General features: G+C 57.8%; 17 protein-coding genes and 1 riboswitch. Of the genes, 9 read left to right on the top strand and 8 right to left on the bottom strand.

Annotated features, from left to right (window positions below; translation table 11 throughout):
- Nucleotides 1–176: 176 nt before the first annotated feature.
- Nucleotides 177–398: a hypothetical protein gene (locus tag HPY30_08245; GenBank protein QYZ65976.1), complete on the top strand. Its 222-nt coding sequence runs from the start codon at nucleotides 177–179 to the stop codon at nucleotides 396–398.
- Between the two features lie 9 nt (nucleotides 399–407).
- Here the strand turns inward: HPY30_08245 and HPY30_08240 are convergent, their stop codons facing one another.
- The 4 genes from HPY30_08240 to HPY30_08225 all read right to left on the bottom strand — a co-directional run bounded on the left by HPY30_08240 (nucleotide 408) and on the right by HPY30_08225 (nucleotide 5,058).
- The gene (locus tag HPY30_08240; GenBank protein QYZ65975.1) at nucleotides 408–1,190 is read right to left on the bottom strand and encodes an ABC transporter ATP-binding protein; all 783 of its coding nucleotides are present in this window, start codon (nucleotides 1,188–1,190) and stop codon (nucleotides 408–410) included.
- On the bottom strand, nucleotides 1,187–2,188 hold the full coding sequence (locus HPY30_08235; GenBank protein ID QYZ65974.1) for an iron ABC transporter permease: 1,002 nt from the start codon (nucleotides 2,186–2,188) through the stop codon (nucleotides 1,187–1,189). Before HPY30_08235 ends, HPY30_08240 begins: the two co-directional genes overlap by 4 nt.
- On the bottom strand, nucleotides 2,188–3,126 hold the full coding sequence (locus HPY30_08230) for an ABC transporter substrate-binding protein (GenBank protein ID QYZ65973.1): 939 nt from the start codon (nucleotides 3,124–3,126) through the stop codon (nucleotides 2,188–2,190). The genes HPY30_08235 and HPY30_08230 overlap by 1 nt, the downstream gene beginning before the upstream one ends.
- 78 nt (nucleotides 3,127–3,204) lie before the next feature.
- The gene (locus HPY30_08225) at nucleotides 3,205–5,058 is read right to left on the bottom strand and encodes a TonB-dependent receptor (protein ID QYZ65972.1); all 1,854 of its coding nucleotides are present in this window, start codon (nucleotides 5,056–5,058) and stop codon (nucleotides 3,205–3,207) included.
- A 167-nt stretch (nucleotides 5,059–5,225) separates the two neighbouring features.
- Nucleotides 5,226–5,434, bottom strand: a riboswitch (cobalamin riboswitch).
- Nucleotides 5,435–5,507: 73 nt separating this feature from the next.
- Between HPY30_08225 and HPY30_08220 the strand changes: the two genes are divergently transcribed.
- Nucleotides 5,508–6,119, top strand: a complete 612-nt coding sequence (locus tag HPY30_08220) for an alpha/beta fold hydrolase (protein QYZ67963.1) — start codon at nucleotides 5,508–5,510, stop codon at nucleotides 6,117–6,119.
- 83 nt (nucleotides 6,120–6,202) lie between these two features.
- Here the strand turns inward: HPY30_08220 and topA are convergent, their stop codons facing one another.
- From topA to HPY30_08200, 4 genes are all read right to left on the bottom strand, one after another.
- On the bottom strand, nucleotides 6,203–8,491 hold the full coding sequence (topA, locus tag HPY30_08215; GenBank protein ID QYZ65971.1) for a type I DNA topoisomerase: 2,289 nt from the start codon (nucleotides 8,489–8,491) through the stop codon (nucleotides 6,203–6,205).
- A gap of 70 nt (nucleotides 8,492–8,561) precedes the next feature.
- On the bottom strand, nucleotides 8,562–9,038 hold the full coding sequence (locus HPY30_08210) for a DUF494 domain-containing protein (protein ID QYZ65970.1): 477 nt from the start codon (nucleotides 9,036–9,038) through the stop codon (nucleotides 8,562–8,564).
- 27 nt (nucleotides 9,039–9,065) lie between these two features.
- The gene (gene dprA, locus HPY30_08205; protein ID QYZ65969.1) at nucleotides 9,066–10,196 is read right to left on the bottom strand and encodes a DNA-protecting protein DprA; all 1,131 of its coding nucleotides are present in this window, start codon (nucleotides 10,194–10,196) and stop codon (nucleotides 9,066–9,068) included.
- 34 nt (nucleotides 10,197–10,230) lie between these two features.
- Entirely contained in the window at nucleotides 10,231–11,274 is a 1,044-nt protein-coding gene (locus tag HPY30_08200; protein ID QYZ65968.1) for a LysM peptidoglycan-binding domain-containing protein, read from the bottom strand.
- A gap of 272 nt (nucleotides 11,275–11,546) precedes the next feature.
- Here HPY30_08200 and HPY30_08195 point away from each other — a divergent pair, with 272 nt between their 5' ends.
- The 7 genes from HPY30_08195 (at nucleotide 11,547) to trkA (ending at nucleotide 20,085) form a co-directional block, all read left to right on the top strand.
- On the top strand, nucleotides 11,547–12,080 hold the full coding sequence (locus HPY30_08195; GenBank protein ID QYZ65967.1) for a peptide deformylase: 534 nt from the start codon (nucleotides 11,547–11,549) through the stop codon (nucleotides 12,078–12,080).
- Between the two features lie 112 nt (nucleotides 12,081–12,192).
- Nucleotides 12,193–13,131 carry a methionyl-tRNA formyltransferase gene (gene fmt / locus HPY30_08190; protein QYZ67962.1) on the top strand — a complete coding sequence of 313 codons (939 nt, stop codon included), beginning with the start codon at nucleotides 12,193–12,195 and terminating at the stop codon, nucleotides 13,129–13,131.
- Between the two features lie 35 nt (nucleotides 13,132–13,166).
- A complete protein-coding gene (gene rsmB, locus HPY30_08185; protein ID QYZ65966.1) occupies nucleotides 13,167–14,477 on the top strand; it encodes a 16S rRNA (cytosine(967)-C(5))-methyltransferase RsmB in 1,311 nt (436 codons plus the stop codon).
- Nucleotides 14,474–15,028, top strand: coding sequence for a DUF4390 domain-containing protein (locus HPY30_08180; protein ID QYZ65965.1), 555 nt, complete (start codon nucleotides 14,474–14,476; stop codon nucleotides 15,026–15,028). The genes rsmB and HPY30_08180 overlap by 4 nt, the downstream gene beginning before the upstream one ends.
- Entirely contained in the window at nucleotides 15,010–17,181 is a 2,172-nt protein-coding gene (locus HPY30_08175; protein QYZ65964.1) for a HAMP domain-containing protein, read from the top strand. The genes HPY30_08180 and HPY30_08175 overlap by 19 nt, the downstream gene beginning before the upstream one ends.
- Nucleotides 17,181–18,548, top strand: coding sequence for a sigma-54-dependent Fis family transcriptional regulator (locus HPY30_08170; GenBank protein ID QYZ65963.1), 1,368 nt, complete (start codon nucleotides 17,181–17,183; stop codon nucleotides 18,546–18,548). The genes HPY30_08175 and HPY30_08170 overlap by 1 nt, the downstream gene beginning before the upstream one ends.
- Nucleotides 18,549–18,711: 163 nt before the next feature.
- Nucleotides 18,712–20,085, top strand: a complete 1,374-nt coding sequence (gene trkA, locus HPY30_08165) for a Trk system potassium transporter TrkA (GenBank protein ID QYZ65962.1) — start codon at nucleotides 18,712–18,714, stop codon at nucleotides 20,083–20,085.
- Nucleotides 20,086–20,089: the final 4 nt, after the last annotated feature.

Here is a 20,089-nt window from a genome sequence, read left to right as displayed (position 1 = left end):
TTTTACCTTCGTGCTCTTCGTGTCCTTTGTGGGTAGATGTGGGTTTCCGGATGGGTGTTAAATTTGCCGGATTGATGAAAATCATCGGATGTTGAGCCTGTTTGCTGGATTATGTGGACAGAACCCAAGATGTAGGGTGTGCCGTGCGCACCATGAATAGCAGCAGGAACCCGCCCATGTGTTATGCCATCTATTTTTCCCTGATTGCCCTTTTGCTGATCTACAGCGATTCTGTGGTGGAACAGTTCGCCCTCTCCGAGAGTGCGGGCGAAGGACAGTGGGTTATGATGGCGACGGGATGGGAGTTGGTTCCGGCTATCTGGCCTCTGTTGCTCATGGCGATGGTATTTGCCAGTGCGCTGACCTTTTTTGTCGCGCGGGCCATATTCAAACCGTGATGAAACAGGCTACTTTTTGATCCGGCTCCAGGTGATGTTGAGCAGGGTGTCGATGGCGCTTTGATTATCGGGCAGGTGGATCTGGTAGGCGCTCTCCAAATTGTCCGGAGTGAGCACCTCTCCAGGTTTTCCAGCGGCAAGTGTGCATCCTTGCTGCAGAAGTTGCAGCCGCTGGCAGAAGTGGGCGGCAAGCCGTAAATCGTGCAATACCACGATCACAGCGTTGCCTTGCGAGCAGTGCACTGCAAGCATCTCCATGACATCGAGTTGATGGGCTGGATCGAGCGCGGCCACGGGTTCGTCGGCGAGCAGGATCTCAGGTTCTGATGCAAGTGCCCGGGCCAGCAGTACCCTGGCACGTTCTCCACCGGAGAGCGTGTTGAAGGGGCGGTGACGAAATGGCAGCAGATCAGCATCCGCAATGACGCCTTCGATTACTTGTTGATCCCGTTCGGAAAGTTTACCCCAGGGTTCCAGGTGGGGAATGCGGCCCAATTCGATGATGCGTTTCACCGAGAGCGGCCAGTGAACCTCGGTCTGCTGGGGCAGATAGGCGATACGTCTGGCCCGTTCAGTGTGTGGGATGTTTTCAAGGCGCTGTCCGTCAAGTTGAAGTACTCCATTATCAGTCCGGATCAGTCCGGCAAGACAACGCAGCAGGCTGCTTTTACCCGCACCGTTGGGGCCGATCAAGCCAAGCATCTCGCCCTTATCCAGCTCGATATCCACAGCCTCCAGGATTGGTTGATTTTCGAAAGCGAGAGAGAGTGCGGTTCCGCGAAGCAGGTTCATTGGCTATATCGCCTGCTTTTGATGATGAGGTAGAGAAAAAAGGGCGCCCCCACCAGTGCAGTGACGACGCCCACCTTGATCTCTGTCTGCGCGGGTAGCAGGCGTACCAGGATATCGGCCGCAAGCAGCAGGATGGCGCCCCCCAAGGCGCTGGCGGCAAGCAGTCTGCCAGGTTGATAGCCGACGAACGGACGCAGCATGTGAGGCACGACCAGGCCGATAAAACCGATGGCGCCGGTAACGGAAACCGCCGAGCCCACCGCCAGTGCCACGGCGAGAAAGATGCGCCAGCGCAGGCGGGGCAGGTCTATGCCCATGGACTGGGCTGTCTCCTCTCCCAGTGTCAGGGCATCCAGCGCCCGGCCGACACGCAACAGCAGCATCCAGCCCAGCAGGGTGCCGGGCAGCATGATCCAGAAATTATCCATGCTGCTGTTGCTCAGCGAGCCCATCATCCAAAGCACGATCTCCTGCACCGCATAGGGGCTGGGGGCGAGATTGAGCAGCAGGGAGATGAGGGCCAGGGTCAGCGAGTTGATCGCAACACCTGCGAGGATCAGAGTGAGGGTGCCGGCGTTGTGTCCCGCCAGCAGATAGACCAACAGGGTGGCGCCGAGTGATCCCAGGATGCCGCCGATGGGCAGGCTGAACTGGGAGAGTGCGGCACTGCCGAAGTAGAGCGCGATAACTGCTCCTAGGGCAGCACCGCTGGCACTGCCGATGAGTCCTGGGCTTGCCAGGGGATTGCGCAGCATGGCCTGCATGGCGGCGCCGCAAAGTCCCAGGGTGGCCCCGGCGAACAGCGCGATCAATGCCCGGGGCAGGCGCACTTCGGTCAGGATCAGTGCCAGTACGTTGCTGGTGTCGTCGAATGTCACCTGCAATGCCTGGAAAGCCGGGATCGCCTGGCTGCCGAAGAGCAGTGAGAATAGAAACAGGCTGCCCGCGATCGCACAAAGCAGTCCGAGCAGCCGGGATTGTCTTATCTCCCCCAACATTACGGTTTCATCGGAAGTGCGGCATGCAGTTCAGCCACCGCATCGGCAATCATTGGTCCGCCACAGATCCAATATTTGAAAGGGATCTCAATGATGGGGCGGTTGTGGGTGATGCGGCGCAGTGCAGGATGATGCAGTTGTCTCTGGGCCAGTGATCGGGTCTCCCCTGTGTAGGTTGAGGTGAAGATTTGATCGGGCTGCCCGAGCAGCAGACTCTCCAGATCGATGCTGCTGTAACCGCTGATGCCTAGTTTGGTGGCCAGGTTGGACCAGCCCGCCAGCGCCAGGGTCTCATTCTGCAAGGTGCCGCTACCGCTGGTATAACCCCGTGGCTGGTAGAAGAGGGCCTTGGGTCTCTGGTTGGCGGGTTGGAGGGGTATCTGCGACAGTGCTGATCGCATCTCATGGATGAGGGCCGCCCCGCGGGCAGGTTGTCCCAGCAATTCAGCCAAACGCAGGATATTGTTTTCGATACCGTTGATACTGGTGGGCATGGGAAGCTGCGCTATACGGTAGCCGAGCTTCTCAAGCAGTCCGAGCAGTCGCCTGTCGGTGAATTCAACGGTGAGGATCAGGTCGGGGTTGAGAGCCAGCAACTCCTCGGGGCGGGCGTGATTGACCGGGTATCGTTTTGCCTCCTCGGCAACAAATGAACTCTCTGGCTGCAGTGAAAGATAGCTGACCGAGGCGATCTGATCTGCATCGGCCAGCATCAACAGCAACTGGTCGGTGCAGAGGTTGATGGAAACGACTCTGGAGGGCGGCGTATCCGTCCCATGCACCCACCCTGCAACTGTCAGCAGTGAGAGGAGAAGGAGGATCGGGCGTAGCGGGGACATGGCGATAGCGTCGGTCAAAAAAGCCGGGAGCGCAATGGGAAGCCTGTATTCTGCTGTGAAGGCAAGAAAGACGCTGTTTTGTCGGATTACATCGCGCACAAAAGCAGGGAGCCGGATTCCAGTATAGTGCCAGAGCGCGTCTAATCCGACCTACATTAAGTGCAAGCCTGGATGCCCCTACTTTGGCGCATAGGCGATGGAGACAAAGAGCTCCCTGCCCAGCGAATTGTAATTTTTAACCGTTTCATACTCCTTGCCGAGCAGGTTTTTGATCTGCGCGCGTACAATCCACTCTTTGCTCAGGCGGTGGCTGGCGCGCAGGCCGACCAATGCATAACCCGCCAGATCCACCGTTTGGGCAGGCCAAGTGGAAAAATCCTGATCGGTGCGGCTGTCCTGGGCGATGAGGGACATGCCGACCCCGGTTGCGCCAAACTGACGGTCGGCATCCAGTCGCAGGGTCTTGCGTGCGCGGCGCAGCAGCACCTCATCGGTATCGCGGTCCCGTGGGTCGAGCAGGGTCAGGCTGCCGGAGAGATCCCAGTCGGCGAGGCGGGTATCAAGGCTGGTCTCCAGGCCGCGGATGCGGGCCTGCGCCACATTCTCAGGTTGCAGTAGAAAAGTGACCGGGTCGAAAACATTCTGGATCAGGTTTTCGATATCGTTCTGGAAGAGGTTGAACGACCAGCCTCCCCAGCCGTGGTTGCCTTTCAGACCCAGCTCAATGTTTTCCGACTCTTCAGGTTTCAGGTCAGGATTGCCCTGGAAGCCGAATGAGAAGGGCCAGTAGAGTTGGCTGAAGTCAGGGGCCTTGAAACCAGTGCCGAAAGCGGCAGTGGTGCGGATGCTGTCGGTGAGGTCGTAGCCGAGAGCGACATTGCCGGTGGTGTGGCTGCCGAAGGCTTCGTTATCGTCGCGGCGGGCACCCGCGGCCAGGCTGAAAGCGCCATAGGCGCCTTGGTACTGGGCGAAGGCCGCTTTGTTGTCGCGTCGGGTCTCGGCAAACTGGACGCTGCTCTCCAACTCGTCGCGCAGATAGTCGAGCCCGGCGGTGATGATTTGGTTTTCGACAAAATAGATGTCGTTCTGCCAGAAGGTTTGCAATCGTCGGGTATTGAACTCCCCGGCAGGCAGGTCGTTGGTGTAATTATCTGACTCGTCCCGGCTTTCACCGGCAGAGAGGGTCACGTCCCAGGCCTCCATCGGCATGAAAGTGAATTTGCCGTTCAGCGTCTGCTGGATGAAATCTTCACGGTAGTCCGCGGTGGGGTCAAAGCCATCGTAGGTGGTTTCACCCTGGGCGTGCATGAACTGGAGGTCAAGTTTCTGCCCGCCGGCAAAAGCATGGCTGAACGATCCGCCCAAGGAGTCGTTGCGATAGCCGTCACTATCGGGATTGTTTAGTTTGATGGCATTGATGCCGTCGGTTTTGAAGTGGCTGGCGTTCAGGTTGAAACGGGTATGCTCGCTGCCGCCTGAAAGGTTGGCGGATAGGTCGATGGTATTGTTGCTGCCGATCGCGGCGACGGCGCCGGGGTTGATGCCAGGCTCGCCCTGGCGGGTGAAAATCTGGATTACGCCGCCGATGGCATCGGCGCCATAGAGGCTGGATCTGGGGCCGCGTACAACCTCGATGCGCTCGATCTGCGCCAGGGGCAGCTTTTGCAGTGCTGGAATACTGGTGACAACCTCCCCGACCCTAACCCCGTCGATGAGCACCAGGGTCTGATTGGAACCTGTGCCCCGTAGGTAGAGGTTGGTGGTTTGGCCGTACCCGCCGGCGATGGGCAAGTCGAGGCCCGCGCTGCCTGTAAGCAGGCCAATCAGATCTTTCGCCTGGCTGCGCTCGATCTGCTGGCGGGTGAAAATCTCCACCGGGGCCAGGGTTTCATCGACGGTGCGGGCTGTGCGGGTGGCGGTGACATTGATGTCGTCGAGTTTCTGAATGCTCCCCGCCTGAGCGGCTGAGGTAATGGGGGAGCAACAGATGGCGAAGGATAGAAGAGTTTTTCTCTCCAATAGGCTAGGCATGAAAGATCTCCGTGGACTGTACCGATAAACGGGAGATGTGAGGCGGACGTCAATCCCGGGCAGAAACACCGGAAAAAGAGACTGCTTGTTTACACATCGACGATAGAAGCTTCAAACTTCTTGCGCCGACCAGCGGATTTCCGCCCCACTGAATGCCCCGTTCAGTGGTCATGCGACGCAGAAACGGCAGGTTTCCTGGCTTGTGGATCGATGCGCCTGCCCACCTTCCCGGATCTTCATCCAGTGGTATCGTCGGGAGACGCTCCTCACTTACAGTTGCGGGGACAGCCAGGGTTTTGCGATGGTTTGCTTACCCTGTTCCCTTTTAACCCTTCGCACTCTGGAGGCGAAGGGCACCGTTTCTGCGGCGTATTGTATGGATGGGCATGAGTATTTCAACTTTTGTTGCTACTCTGTGGAGATGGTGGGTGTGGATGAGTGGGCGTAGCGTGATTCTCTATCTTCATGGGCTCAACAGCGCAGGCAGTTCCGGCAAAGCGGCGGTATTCAGAGAGGGACTCTATCCGATTGTGGTGGTCAGCCCCACCTATCCCGCCCACCGGCCGGAGGCGGCGATTACAACCCTCTCAGTGGTGCTGGAGGGTATTCTGCGTCAGAAAAAGAGGGGTGAGCCGCTGCTGCTGATCGGCAGTTCCATGGGGGGGTTTTACAGCCAGTATCTGGCGAGGCAATTTCCGGTGGATCACCTGGTGATGATCAACCCGGCGTTGCGTCCCTGGGATCTGCTGCTGCAGGTTGCCGGTTGGCAATACAACGAAGCACTGGATGAGCGCTATTTACTCTCAGCAGAGGATATCGAGTCGACCCGGCAGTTTGAGGTGGAACGGGTGGATGACGGGATAGTGACTACCCTCCTGCTCGACCAGGGGGATGAGCTGATCGACTATCGAATCACCCAGTCAATCTATGCCGATATCGGCCGGGTTGAATTGTACGAGGGTGGCAGCCACACCTTCGAGCACATGGATGAGGCGGTGGAGATCGTTGCTGCAATCCATGACTCACTGCTGCGCAACGAGCAAGACGTAGGATGCCGGTGAGCTTGGTAGGGTGCGCTGTGCGCACCAGAAATAAGCAGCAATCATGGTGCGCACAGCGCACCCTACATGCTCCGAAATTTGAGTTAGGAATCAGACGGCGGATCGTACGGCTCGGCAAAGGAGCACTCCTTCTGCGGACAGACCTTTTCCGTGCCATTGCGCTTGGTGGTTTTGATGGTCAGTACCGGCCAGCCGCATTTGGGACAGGGTTCCGCCACCGGCAGGTTCCAGATCGCGTAGTCGCAGTCGGGGTAGGTGGAGCAGGAATAGAATATTTTACCGCGCCGTGATTTGCGCTTCAGCAGGTTGCCCTTGTGGCACTTGGGACAACTGACGCCGGTGTCTTCCGGTTTCTCCAACGGTTCGATATAGCGGCACTTGGGATAGCCTGAGCAGCCGATGAACTTGCCGTAGCGGCCTTTTTTAATGACCAGATCCGAGCTGCATTCGGGACACTGGCGCCCCTCCACGATCTCCGGTTCCTCACGCTCTTCAGCGTTGTCGTTGAGGTCGCGGGTGTAGTCGCAGGTAGGATAGTTGGTGCAACCGATGAATCGACCGTGGCGGCCGAGACGGATCGAGAGCTGTTCTCCACACTTCGGACACTTCTCGTCAAGAGCCTCATGGGTAACGTCGCTGCGTTTGACGTTCTCCTGGGTATGGTCGATACGCTCCTTGAAAGGCCCCCAAAATTTCTGCAGCAGCGGCACCCAGTCCTCTTCGCCTCGGGATACGGCATCGAGTTCGTCTTCAAGTTTCGCGGTGAAATCGTAGTCCACGTAGCGGGTGAAGTAGTCGGTCAGGAACTTGTTGACCACCCGGCCGACATCGGTTGGCTGGAAGCGCTTCTTCTCCAGGGTGACGTATTCGCGGTCCTGTAGTGTGGAGATGATCGAAGCATAGGTGGAGGGGCGGCCGATGCCATGCTCTTCCAGGGCCTTTACCAGGCTTGCCTCGCTGTATCTTGGCGGCGGTTCGGTAAAGTGCTGCTCCGGACGGATCGCTTTGAGTGGCAAGGTCTCACCCTCGTTGAGGGGCGGCAGCATCTTTTCGTCCCCGGCACCCTTGGCGGCGTCGTCTTTACCTTCAAGGTAGACCGCCATAAAGCCGGGTTTGGCAATGGTGGAGCCGGTGGCCCGAAAGATATTACCTTCACCACACTGCAGATCCGCCGCGACGGTGTGGATGGTTGCGTGGATCATCTGGCAGGCCACTGCCCGTTTCCAGATCAATTCATAGAGTCGTGCCTGATCTTTGCTCAGGTGGTTTTTGATCTCTTGAGGGACGCGTTCGACTGCGGTGGGGCGTATGGCCTCGTGGGCCTCCTGGGCGTTCTTTGCCTTGGTCTTGAAATGACGGGCCTCTTTGGGTAGCTGGTCATTGCCGTAGCGTTCTGCGATAAAGGTGCGGAAATCCTCCAACGCTTCATTCGCCAGATTTACCGAATCGGTACGCATATAGGTGATCAGGCCGACGGTGCCTTCCCCCACGTCGACACCCTCATAGAGTTGTTGGGCGACGCGCATGGTGCGCTGGGTAGTGAACCCGAGCTTGCGGGCCGCCTCCTGCTGCAGGGTGGAAGTGGTGAATGGCGGTGCCGGATTGCGGCGCCGTTGCTTCTTTTCGACCTTGGCAATCAGCAGGCAGTTCTTGCCAGCTGCCTGTAGAACCTGTTCTGTCTTGCTTGCATCGCCTTCGTTGGTGATGCTGAATTTATCCAGTTTCTCGCCCTGGAAATGGGTAAGCTTGGCGCTGAAGGGCTGATTGTCCTTTTCGGTATCGGCCTCGATGGTCCAGAACTCTTCCGCCTTGAAGGCCTCTATCTCCAGTTCCCGTTCCACGATCATGCGCAGGGCCGGGCTCTGTACACGACCGGCGGAGAGGCCCCGACGTATCTTTTTCCAGAGCAGTGGGGAGAGGTTGAAACCCACCAGATAATCGAGCGCGCGGCGTGCCTGCTGGGCATCGATCAGGTCGTGTGAGAGTTCCCGCGGGTTGGCGATGGCGTCGTTGACCGCCTTCTTCGTGATCTCGTTGAATACCACCCGGAGCACTGTCTTGTTCTTCAGCTTGCCCTTGGCCTTGAGCAGTTCCACAAGGTGCCAGGAGATGGCTTCACCCTCGCGGTCCGGATCGGTTGCGAGATAGAGTGTGTCGGCCTTTTTCAATGCCTTGGAAATCGCCTGAACGTGGCGCTCGTTCCTTTCGATCACCTGGTACTTCATGTCGAAGTTGTGATCGGTATCGACAGCGCCCTCCTTGGGGATCAGATCCCTGACGTGACCGTAGGAGGCGAGAACTGCAAAATCCTTTCCCAGATATTTTTCGATGGTTTTGGATTTTGCCGGTGATTCGACGATGACCAGATTCATGGGGTTATGTTGGCTTCAATAAAAAAACGCGGGACAGCAGGCGCCCCGCGTATGGATTGTTCAGTTAGGTTTAGTGCAGGTAGACAGGGGCTTCGTTGTAGACCATGTCTTCCATGCGGGCGAAGGCTGCTTCCTGGCCGGGCTGATTCATCAGGACCAGTAATACGATCCATTTCAGCTCCTCTTCCGTGATGAAAGGCGTATCCAGTGCCAGCGCCCGGTCGATGACCAGCTCCCGTGCAGTCTGGGTCAGGATGGAGTTTTGCTCCAGAAACATCAGCAGGCCACGGGAGTCTGCATCCAGGCGGGTGTGCTCCTCATCGGTGTAGATGCGCAGAGAGTGATCCCCGCAGGAGCTACCTGCCGGTGCCTGATAACTATCGGCAAGCTCGTCCAGCCAGCTGAAGGCCTTTTCCACCTCGCCGGAGGGAAAACCTGCTTGGGCAAGCTCGTCGCGCAGGTCATTATGATCTGCGGGGGGAGCCTGTTCACCATCCATGTAGTTCTCGTAGAGGTAGATCAGGATGTCGACCACGTTCTCGTTCATGCGCTCTCTCTCCCACTGTCGCGGGAATTACGATTTTTCGGTGCGGCAATAGTACCCGCCGGGTGCGGATGATACATATTCTTCCAGTTCGAGCAATAGCAGCATGGACGAAACTGCTTCTGGGGTCAAACCCGTCGTAGCGATCAGGGCATCGGCAGAGATGGGGTCATAGCCCATGGAGTCCAATAATTTACGGTAGTCTGGGTCGAGCTGAAAGCCGGGGTTCTCACTCTCAAGTGTGTGGGCCGGTGCGGGAATATCCATCGTGCCAAGCAGCGAGGATAACTCGTCAACGATGTCCTGGCCGGTCTCCACCAGCTTCGCGCCTTGGCGAATCAGGGCATGGCAGCCGCGGGCCTGAGGGTTGTGGATAGAGCCGGGGATGGCGAAAACCTCACGATCCTGCTCCACTGCGAGCCGGGCGGTGATTAGGGAGCCGCTCTGTAGGGCGGCCTCCACCACCAGGGTGCCTACAGACAGACCGCTGATAATCCGGTTGCGGCGGGGAAAGTTCTCCGGTCTGGGTGGGATCCCCGGCGGAAACTCGGAGACAAGGAGGCCGTTTTTGGCGATTTTGTGCGCCAGGTCACGGTGACTGGCCGGGTAGACGCGGTCAAGTCCCGTGCCGGTGACTGCGATAGTGGCGCCCTGTTGCAGTGCGCCCTCATGGGCAGCGCCATCGATTCCTACCGCCAGGCCGCTGGTGATCGTGATGCCTGCACCGGCAAGATAGGCAGCAAAGTTGCGTGCGTTGCTGAGACCGGCGGGAGAGGGGTTCCTGCTCCCGACAATAGCGAGTTGCGGCTGGCAGAGGTGTGCTGGATCGCCATGCACAAACAGCAGAGGTGGTGGATCCGTGATCGCGGCCAGCAGAGGGGGATAGCCAGTTTCCGTCAGAGTCAGCAGGTGGTTATCCGGCTGGCCCAGCCACTCCAGGGATAGCTGTATGCCATTGAGATTTCCGGCAAAGAGGTAGTCGATACTCTTTTGCTGCAGGCCGAGATCCTGCAGCTCGGCGCGAGTTGCAGCGAGGACTTTTTCAGGCGAGCCAAAAAAGTGTAACAGTTTGAGATAGGTGCGACAGCCGATCCCCGGTGTCTGAAGGATTAGTAGCCAGGAATCCGGGTCAGCCCGCAGGCTGCTTGCTTTGTCATCCATGACAATTTCTTTCCTCGTGGTGATTGGGCCGATATCAGCCTTCAGGTGAACGCACCCAGTCCAGCACATGAAGGGGTTGGGTGGCATGCATGATCAAGGCGAAGCTGACACGGTCGAAGATCCGAAAGACCATCAGCAAGCCGGCCTCTTCCAGGGGCAGCTTGACGGTCTTGCCGCCGCCAGCGACCACATCCCGGATCATCTCTCCACCTTGGAAGATCTTCATGACATGCCCCGGTTCCAGGCCGTCGCGACCTCCTCTGTTGAGCACGACAACATTATATGGACCAATCTGGGAGACGCCGTTGATCACTGAGATGATTCGGCCCTCCAGATTCGCCTCGGCTGCCCTGGGCTGAAAGCTGTTAAGTGGTACGCCTTTGGTGACTGGCAACAGTCGATCGCCGATCACCGATTCCATGGTTGTGGAAACCAGCTCAAGTTTGGCGGGGTCGCCGGTGCGTTGCAGATCGGCGGCGCCGATGTAAGCGGCTTCATAACCGAGCAGTTCGTCCGTCTCCGGATCCTTATAAGGTTTGCCAGGACGGATAACCTCGTATCTGAGTGGGTTTTCAGACTCGATGGAGCGGGCGTAGAATCGGATGCCGGCGCCGCCGACGATATGATCATCGAGGAAGTGGACCACATAGGGCGCCATTTCCATCTCCTCTTTCTCCATCACATAGGGGCGAGTCAGGAACTGGGCGATGGCGTCGATGGGGATCATCGGGATTGCCGTGTCCAGAGCGGTGGAGCGGATCCTGGGGGAGAGTTTGAGATGTTGGGAGCCCCGCTGCAGGCTCAGTATTGGCCTGCCATCCTTATAGGTGAGGACGATCAGGTCGCCAGGATAGATCAGATGGGGGTTGGCGATCTGGGGATTGACATACCACACGTCCGGCCACAGCCAGGGTTCGCGCAGGAAGCGGGCTGAAATATCCCACAGGGTATCGCCCTTCACCACCTCATAACTTTCCGGGTGCGCTGGGTTTAACTCCACGGCCGCAACGGTCAAGACCTGGCCGGAGATGAGAAGGCCGAGGATGACTCCCAGCAGTTTGTGGCTAAAATAAGGCATGATGATTCCTTTGGCTGAGATCCGAATCCGGTAGACTGTAAAAGGTTTTTTGTTGCCGGAAATTGCCCGCAGATTCCAATATGATCATAATGTTAGCGCAATTTCTTGCAACTGTTCTATAACTGGGTCTCGAAAAACCGCTCCAATAAGAGGTTTCGGCCGGTAAGATGGAAACTTGATAATCACACAGTGCCATGTTTATCGGCCTGTGTCTGTAAGCGACTGGATAACTTTTTACGCCGGGCATGATCCCGGCAGATTCTGGAAAACGAATGACCATTCTCGACATACTCCACTTCCCCGATCCCCGACTGCGCAACAAGGCCAAGCCCGTGCCGGAAGTGGATGACTCCGTTCGCCGCTTGGTGGATGACATGTTCGAAACCATGTATGAAGCCCCAGGAATCGGTTTGGCGGCCACCCAGGTCAATGTGGCGAAACGGGTGGTGGTGATCGACATCTCGGAAGAGAAGAATGAGCCGCTCTGTCTGATCAACCCGGAAATACTTGTGCGCGAGGGAGAAGAGAAGATGGATGAAGGCTGCCTTTCCGTGCCGGGTATCTATGAGCCGGTGACCCGTGCGGCCTGGGTGCGGTTCCGGGCACAGAGTCGCGACGGCAAAACCTTTGAGATGGAGAGTGACGACCTGTTGGCGGTTTGCGTTCAACACGAGATTGATCATCTGGATGGCAAGCTGTTTGTCGATTACCTCTCCAGTCTCAAACGCCAGCGCATCCGCAAACGGCTTGAGAAGGAGAGTCGCCAAAAGGCGGTGGATGCAGACGGCTCACATCAGGTGATCTGAACCGCTGCCCATTGGTCCAGATAATATTTATCCGCCATCATCCCGGCTGCTGAGACGCTGTTCTCAAAGTGGCCGGTTGTATGGCGATAGGAAATAACTCAGGAACAAAATGATGACAGATGCCCTGAAGATCATCTTTGCAGGCACCCCGGAGTTCGCAGCCGAGGCATTGCAGGCATTGTTGCAGACTGAGCACCAGGTAGTGGCAGTCTACACTCAGCCCGATCGGCCGGCGGGTCGCGGGCGCAAGCTGATGGCAAGCCCGGTAAAACAACTGGCCCTTGAGTATGGGATCGAGGTACGCCAGCCCAAGAGTCTCAGGAGCGAAGCGGAACAGGCCGAACTGGCTGATCTGCAAGCGGATCTGATGGTCGTGGTGGCCTACGGCCTGCTGTTACCCCAGGCAGTGCTGGATGCGCCACGACTCGGTTGTATCAACATCCACGCCTCCCTGCTGCCGCGCTGGCGTGGCGCAGCGCCGATTCAGCGCGCAATTTTGGCCGGCGACAGCGAGTCTGGGGTCACCATCATGCAGATGGAGGCGGGGCTCGATACCGGGCCCATGCTGCACATCCAACGCTGTCCGATCACGGAGAGTGATACCGGCGGAACCCTGCATGACCGGCTGGCTGGGTTGGGTGCGGAAGCGCTGCTCGTGGTGCTGCCTGGACTTGTCGACGGGAGTGTTGAGGCAGAGTCTCAGGATGACAGCCAGTCGAACTACGCAAAAAAACTCGACAAGCAGGAGGCGCGTGTCGACTGGTCGAAACCCGGAAAACAGATCGATCGACAGGTGCGGGCATTCAACCCCTGGCCGGTTGCCCAGGCAGATTTCAACGGCAAGGTGATGCGGATCTGGGAGTGTGAGTCTCTGGATGGTGATACTCAGGCTGAGCCGGGGACCATCGTCGCCAGCGGACGGGAGGGTTTCGATGTCGTCACAGGGAAGGGCCTGTTACGCATTACAAAACTTCAGATGCCGGGCAAGCGTGCCATGAGTGCCGCCGACTTTCTCAACGCACATCGGGTCGATGGCGTGGTGTTGGGCTAGTACTCCATAAATATGACTTTGCTGGAGTACTAAGAGTGGCAAAAAAACAAGATTCGCGGTCGGTCGCGGCCAGGGTTCTCAAAGATGTGCTGGGGGGACACTCCTTGTCGGAGGCAAGCGCACGTCTGCTGCCGCAACTGGAGGATGCCAAGGACCGGGGCCTGGCCCAGGAGCTTTGCTATGGGGTGATGCGTTGGCATCCTCAGCTGGAAGCGCTGACCCGGCAGTTGTTGAAGAAGCCTCTGAAACCGAAGGATTTCGATATTCAGGCACTGCTTTTCATCGGCCTCTATCAGTTGCTGTATTTGCGTGTGGCGGATCACGCTGCGGTGCATGAGAGTGCCGGTGCAGCGGAACGCTTGGGCAAGCGCTGGGCCGTAGGCCTGGTCAACGGCGTGTTGCGGGCTTTTCAACGGCAACAGGAGACGTTGCTGGCAAAGGTCGATGCCGATCCCGCAGTGCGTTACCGTATGCCGGCGTGGTTGCTGCAGCGCATTCAACAACACTGGCCGCAAAACTGGCAGGAGACCGTTGAGGCCCTCAACAGTCGGCCGCCCATGAGCCTACGGGTTAATCAGCAGCTTGGTAGCCGTGACGACTATCTGCAGAAACTTGCGGATAACGGGATTGGGGCTCAGATTATCGAAGCCACCCGCTCAGGGATTGTGCTCGATCAGCCGCTCGATGTGGGCAGTTTGCCCGGTTTCGACGATGGCCTGGTTTCGGTGCAGGATGGCGGTGCCCAATTGGCGGCGGAGCTGCTGGGTCCCAAGCCCGGAGAGATGGTGCTCGATGCCTGCGCCGCACCCGGCGGCAAGAGTGGACATCTGCTCGAATTGGCGCAAGAGTTGCGGTTGACAGCTCTCGATGTGGATGGGCGACGACTGCTGAGGGTGCAGGAGAATCTTGAGCGGCTGGGACTTTCAGCCACCCTGGCCGAAGGTGACGCTGCGGCGCCGTCCGGAGAGTGGTCAGCGCAGACCTACGACCGAATCCTGCTCGATGTGCCCTGTTCCGCCACCGGCGTCATTCGCCGCCATCCCGATATCAAGTATCTGCGCCGGGAGGAGGATATTGCGCCACTGGTGGTATTGCAGCGGTCTATCCTGACGGCTATCTGGTCACTGCTCAAGCCGGGTGGCCGTCTGCTCTATGCGACCTGTTCTATTCTGCCGGAGGAGAATGAACAGCAGGTCACCGCTTTTCTGGCTGCAGAGGAGAGCGCCAGAGAGTGCGGGATTGATGCGCCATGGGGTGAAGCCTGTGCTCCGGGACGTCAGATCAGACCGGGAGACTCCTCCATGGATGGTTTCTACTACGCCTGTCTGCAGAAGAGGGAGAAATGATCGGGGCACTCCGTCTATTGCTGTTTTGCCTCCTGCTCTCTTTGGGAACGTCAGCCTGGTCCGCCGACTTTACGGTCAAGGAGGTACAGATAGAGTTACAGGACCAGCGTTACCTGATGAGTGCCCAAATCGATTTTCAATTGAGCGAGCAGGCGCTGGAGGCACTCAGTAATGGAGTGCCGCTGACGCTGGAGGTACATCTCATCGTAGAGAAGACCTGGCACCGGTTTTGGGAGCCGCTGCCCTATGAAGGTTATCTGCGCTACCAGATCCGTTTTTTGGCGTTGACCGGACTCTACCGGGTGGTGGATCTGCAGAGTGGTGAGGAGCAGAGTTTCGTCACCCGTGATGCCGCACTGCGGGCGTTGGGAGAAATTGATGAGTTGGCGCTGGTGATGCAGGCAGAGTTGATAAATGGTGAGTCCTATCAGCTGCGGCTGCGGGCAGGGTTGGATATCGAATCCCTGCCGCTGCCGTTGCGTCCCATGGCCTATCTCGGCACAGGCTGGAAACTGACAACCGGGTGGACCCGATGGCCTCTACAACCCTGAAATCAATGCGTCTGGGCGGTCTGTCAGTGGCACTGCTGCTGCTGCTGCTGTTGGTGTCGCTGCATTTGATGAGCAGCGCGGTGCAGAATTCCGCTGAACTGAGTCGTTATTTCGTGCCTCTGCTGGTGGTCTCCATCACCGGCATGTTCATCTTGCTCGGGCTGATCTTTTACAACAGTATCCGCCTGATAAGACAATATGCACGGCAGCGGGCGGGATCCCGCCTGACCCTGCGCATGGTGGCGCTGTTCAGTTTTATCTCGCTGGGGCCTGTCGGGGTGGTCTACTACTACTCTTTCGGTTTTCTCCAGGCGGGCATCGACAGCTGGTTCGATGTGGATATCGACCGGGCGATGGAGGATGCCCGTGAGTTGGGCCAGTCCGCGTTGGGCCTGAATCAGCGGCTGCTGCTCAAATACACTGAGCAGTTGTTGAGCAGTATCGATGATCAGTCGGAGTCGGCCCTCTCCCTGGCGATTGCCGAACTGCGGCAGCAGTCAGGGGCAGTGGAGCTGGCGCTTACCGATCCGGGTGGACAGATCATCGCCTACGCCAATGTAGACCCGACCGTGCTTGCGCCGGGTGTCCCGGACAGTGAGATCCGCCAGCAGTTGCGCACGGGTAATGATTATGTGGCTTTGGAGCACGGAAAGGATGATTTGATGATTCGGGTCGCGGTGCGGGATCCGTTGAGTCGACCTTTTATCCTGCAGGGACTTTACCCGACATCAACCCGCATCAGCGGGCTTTCGGAGAAACTGGAGCTGGCCTACAACCGGTACAAGGAGTTGGGGTTTCTGCGGCAGTCGCTGAAGTGGAATTTCTCTCTGACCCTGTCGCTGGTGCTGCTGTTTGGTGTCTTGTCTGCGATCTGGGCCGCCTTCTTCACGGCGCGTCGCATGGTGGCGCCTATCGCTAATATAGCGGCGGGCACCCGGGCGGTAGCGGAAGGTGACTACGATCGTCAGCTGCCGGTGCCGCGCCGGGCTGACGAACTGGCCTTTCTGGTCGCCTCGTTTAACGCCATGACCCGACGCATCGCTCAGGCCAGGGATCAGGCGGATCGCAGTCAGCGCGAGGTGGAAGGGCAACGTGCCTACCTGGAAACTGTGCTTGGCAGCCTCTCCTCCGGTGTGTTGACCTTTGATGCCACGCGCAATCTACAGACTGCCAACCCGGCTGCGGGAAAGATCCTGGGGAGCGATCTTGGTAGCCTGATTGGGGCGCAGTTGCAGGAGTTGGCGCTGGGTTCCCCTGTGCTGCGCCAGTTTGTGGAGATCCTGCAGACACCGCTATTGAATCCAAACGAAGAGTGGAAGGGTGAGGTGACGCTCTTCGGCGGTGAGGGGAGAAAGGTTTTGATCTGCAGGAGCACACCCTTTGCGCAACCCAATGGACGTAACGGGCTCATCATCCTGTTCGATGATGTCACCGCCCTGATCCGCGCTCAGCGGGATGCGGCCTGGGGTGAAGTGGCGCGTCGTCTTGCCCATGAGATCAAGAACCCGTTGACGCCGATCCAGCTCTCGGCGGAACGCCTGCGGCACAAATATCTTCACACCATGCCGGAGCAGGATGCCAGGGTACTGGACCGTGCAACCCACACCATCGTACAGCAGGTGGAGGCGATGAAGGAGATGGTCAATGATTTCTCTGAATATGCGCGCCCCCCCCAGATGCAGGCTAAACCTTTGCAGGCCGATAGGCTGATCAGCGAGGTGGTGGATCTCTACAGGGGTATAGATAAGGAGGTCTGTCTCGATGTCTCTTTGCAGGCCGGTACCAGTCAGATTGAAGCAGATTCCCTGCGGCTGCGCCAGGTGGTGCATAATCTGGTGAAAAATGCCCAAGAGGCGGTTGCCAGCCAGGATAATGGTTGTGTATCGGTTTCCACTCAGATCATTGAACGGGCAGACCATGCCTTTTTTGAGATGCGGGTGCAGGACAACGGACCCGGTTTCAGTGAAGAGATGCTGCAACATCTGTTTGAACCCTATGTAACCTCAAAGCCAAAAGGTACCGGTTTGGGGCTGGCGATCGTAAAGAAGATTGTGGAGGAGCATGGCGGTATCATCTGGGCCGAGAACTGTTCAGACGGTGCCTGTCTGACCCTACAGCTGCCCATGCTGTGCAGTACGGAGGAAGAACAATAATGAGTGCATCCCATATTCTGGTGGTGGATGACGAGCCGGATATCCGCAATCTTGTCAAAGAGATCCTGGAGGATGAAGGCCACGAAGTGGTGGTCGCAGAGAACGGCGCGTCTGCCCGTCAGGCCTTGCGGGATCGTCGTCCCGACTTGGTACTGCTCGACATCTGGATGCCGGACGTGGACGGCATCACCCTGCTGAAAGAGTGGGGTGAGGATGAGGGCCTGCCCTGCCCGATCATCATGATGTCGGGGCATGGCACAGTGGAGACGGCTGTGGAGGCAACCCGACTTGGGGCCTATGATTTTCTGGAGAAACCCCTCTCACTGGCCAAGCTGCTGCTGACGGTGGAGCGTGCTCTGGAGGCCGAGCAGCTGAAGCAGGAGAATGTGGGGCTGCGCCGCCACTCCATGCCGGTACATGAGCCGACCGGCAAGAGCCCGATGATGCAGCGGCTGAAGGAGCAGGTGAAGCGGATTGCCCAGCACGATACCTGGGTGCTGATCACCGGTGAACCCGGCAGCGGCCGGGAGACGCTGGCCCGCTATCTCCATATGCAGAGCGTGCGCAGGGACCGTCCATTCGTCGATGTGGCGGTGACTTCCATCGCCAGCGAAAATTCTGCCAGGGAGTTGTTCGGTAGCGAGGAGGGGGGGCGTATCCACTATGGCCGCCTTGAGCAGGCTGCCGGTGGTACGCTGTTTCTGGATGAGGTGGCGGATATGGATCTGGAGGCGCAGTCCCAGCTGTTGGGCGCGCTGGATACCGGCGCCTTTCTGCGGGTGGGTGGCACCGACCCGGTGAGCATCGATGTGCGCATCATCGCCGCAACCCATAAAAACCTCGAAGAGTCGGTGCAGAGTGGGGATTTTCGGGAAGACCTGTTCTATCATCTGAACGTAGTTCCCCTGCGTGTGCCTCCCCTGCGGGAGCACCCGGAGGATGTGCCTGATCTGCTTAATTTCTACGTCGATCATTTCGTCGCACATGAAAAGCTGCCCTACCGGCGTTTCAATGTGGGTGCACAGAATTTTCTGCGTAACCACCCCTGGTACGGCAATGTACGAGAGCTTAAAAATCTGGTGCAGCGACTGCTGATTCTCGGTGCGGGAGACGAGGTCTCACAGGATGAAGTCGAGGCGGCGCTGGGAGCGCCGGAGCTCAGAAGCGGCGATGGTGGGGGCGATGTGGTCTCCTTCGATCTGCCGTTGAGGCAGGCCAGGGAGCAGTTTGAAAAGGCCTATCTGGAATACCAGTTGCAAAAACATGAAGGCAATATTTCCCGCATGGCAAAGGATGTGGGGATGGAGCGTACCCATCTCTATCGTAAGTTGCGTTCATTGGAAATTGAGATAAAGGATCGACGCTAGTCTTGAAGTCCGTAACTTCCCATAGTGTCCTTCGAGGTGAAAATGGTGTTTCTTAATGGACAGGAATCAGAATGTAGGGTGCGCATGGCGCACCCTACCAGATAAAAACATTGCAGCCCTTCATCATTTTAGGGCGGCGTGAACTCCGAAGCTTGAGCGAATAATGAAAATCATCATTCTTGGCGCCGGACAGGTGGGGCGCTCTGTTGCCAATGCCCTGGTGCATGAGGACAACGACATTACTGTGGTGGATCAGAACAACGACCTGCTGCTGGAGCTGCAGGATCGGCTGGATCTTGGGATTCTGCAGGGACATGCCGGGCAGCCGGATGTATTGCGTCGTGCCGGGGCCGAGGATGCCGATATGATCCTGGCGGTGACCAACAGTGATGAGACCAATATGGTTGCCTGCCAGGTTGCCTACACCCTGTTCCACACGCCCATGAAGATTGCCAGGGTCCGGTCGCAGGCGTATCTCGACTATCCTGAGATCTTTGCCAAAAAGTCATTTCCGGTTGATGTGCTGATCAGTCCGGAGCAGTTGGTCACAGAATATATTCTGCGCTTGGTGGAGTATCCTGGCGCCCTGCAGGTGCTCGACTTCGCGGGGGGACGTGTTCGCCTGGTAGCGGTCAAGGCTTACTATGACGGCCCTTTGGTCGGGCATAAGCTCCGTACACTCTATGACCATATTCCGAACACTGATGCCCGCGTGGCGGCGATCTACCGGGAAGGTGAGGTCATCCAGCCGATGGGCGATACGGTGATCGAGGCGGATGACGAGGTTTTTTTCATCGCCGCCACAGAAAACATTCGTGCCGTGATGAGTGAGTTGCGCAAGCAGGAGAATCGATATAAACGGCTGATCTTTGCCGGTGCCGGAAATATCGGCAGGCGGCTGGCACAGTCCCTTGAGTCGAAATACCGGGTCAAACTCATCGAATCCGACCAGGATCGGGCGCGTGAGATCGCGGAGCGTCTCGACAAGACAATCGTACTGCACGGCGATGCGGCGGACGAGGATCTGCTGCTGGAGGAGAACATTGAGAATACGGATGTTTTCTGCGCGGTCACCAACGACGATGAGGCCAATATTCTTTCGGCGATGCTGGCCAAGCGGCTCGGCGCCGGCAAGGTGATGGCGCTGATTAATCGGGCAGCTTATGTGGATCTGGTGCAGAGTGGTCCCATCGATATCGCCATCTCACCGGAACTGGCTACAATCGGCAGTCTCCTGACCCATGTGCGGCGGGGTGATGTCGTGGTAGTACACTCCCTGCGGCGGGGTGCTGCTGAGGCTATAGAGGCGGTGGCTCACGGTGATCGGGGTTCCTCCAAGGTAGTGGGGCGCACCATCGAAGAGATCAAACTGCCCAAAGGGGCCAGCATCGGCGCAGTGGTGCGGGGCGAAGAAGTGCTGATCGCTCATCATGACACCACCATCGAGAGCGGTGACCACGTGATCCTCTTTCTGGTTGATAAACGCCAAATCAGGGATGTGGAGAAGCTGTTCCAGGTTGGGGTCATTTTTCTTTAGAGAA

This window comes from Gammaproteobacteria bacterium (ex Lamellibrachia satsuma), from assembly GCA_019623805.1.
Taxonomy (GTDB): Bacteria; Pseudomonadota; Gammaproteobacteria; order Chromatiales; family Chromatiaceae; genus QGON01.
The sequence above is the reverse complement of the archived record's forward strand: the minus strand, read 5'-3'. Positions and strand labels throughout refer to the sequence as shown.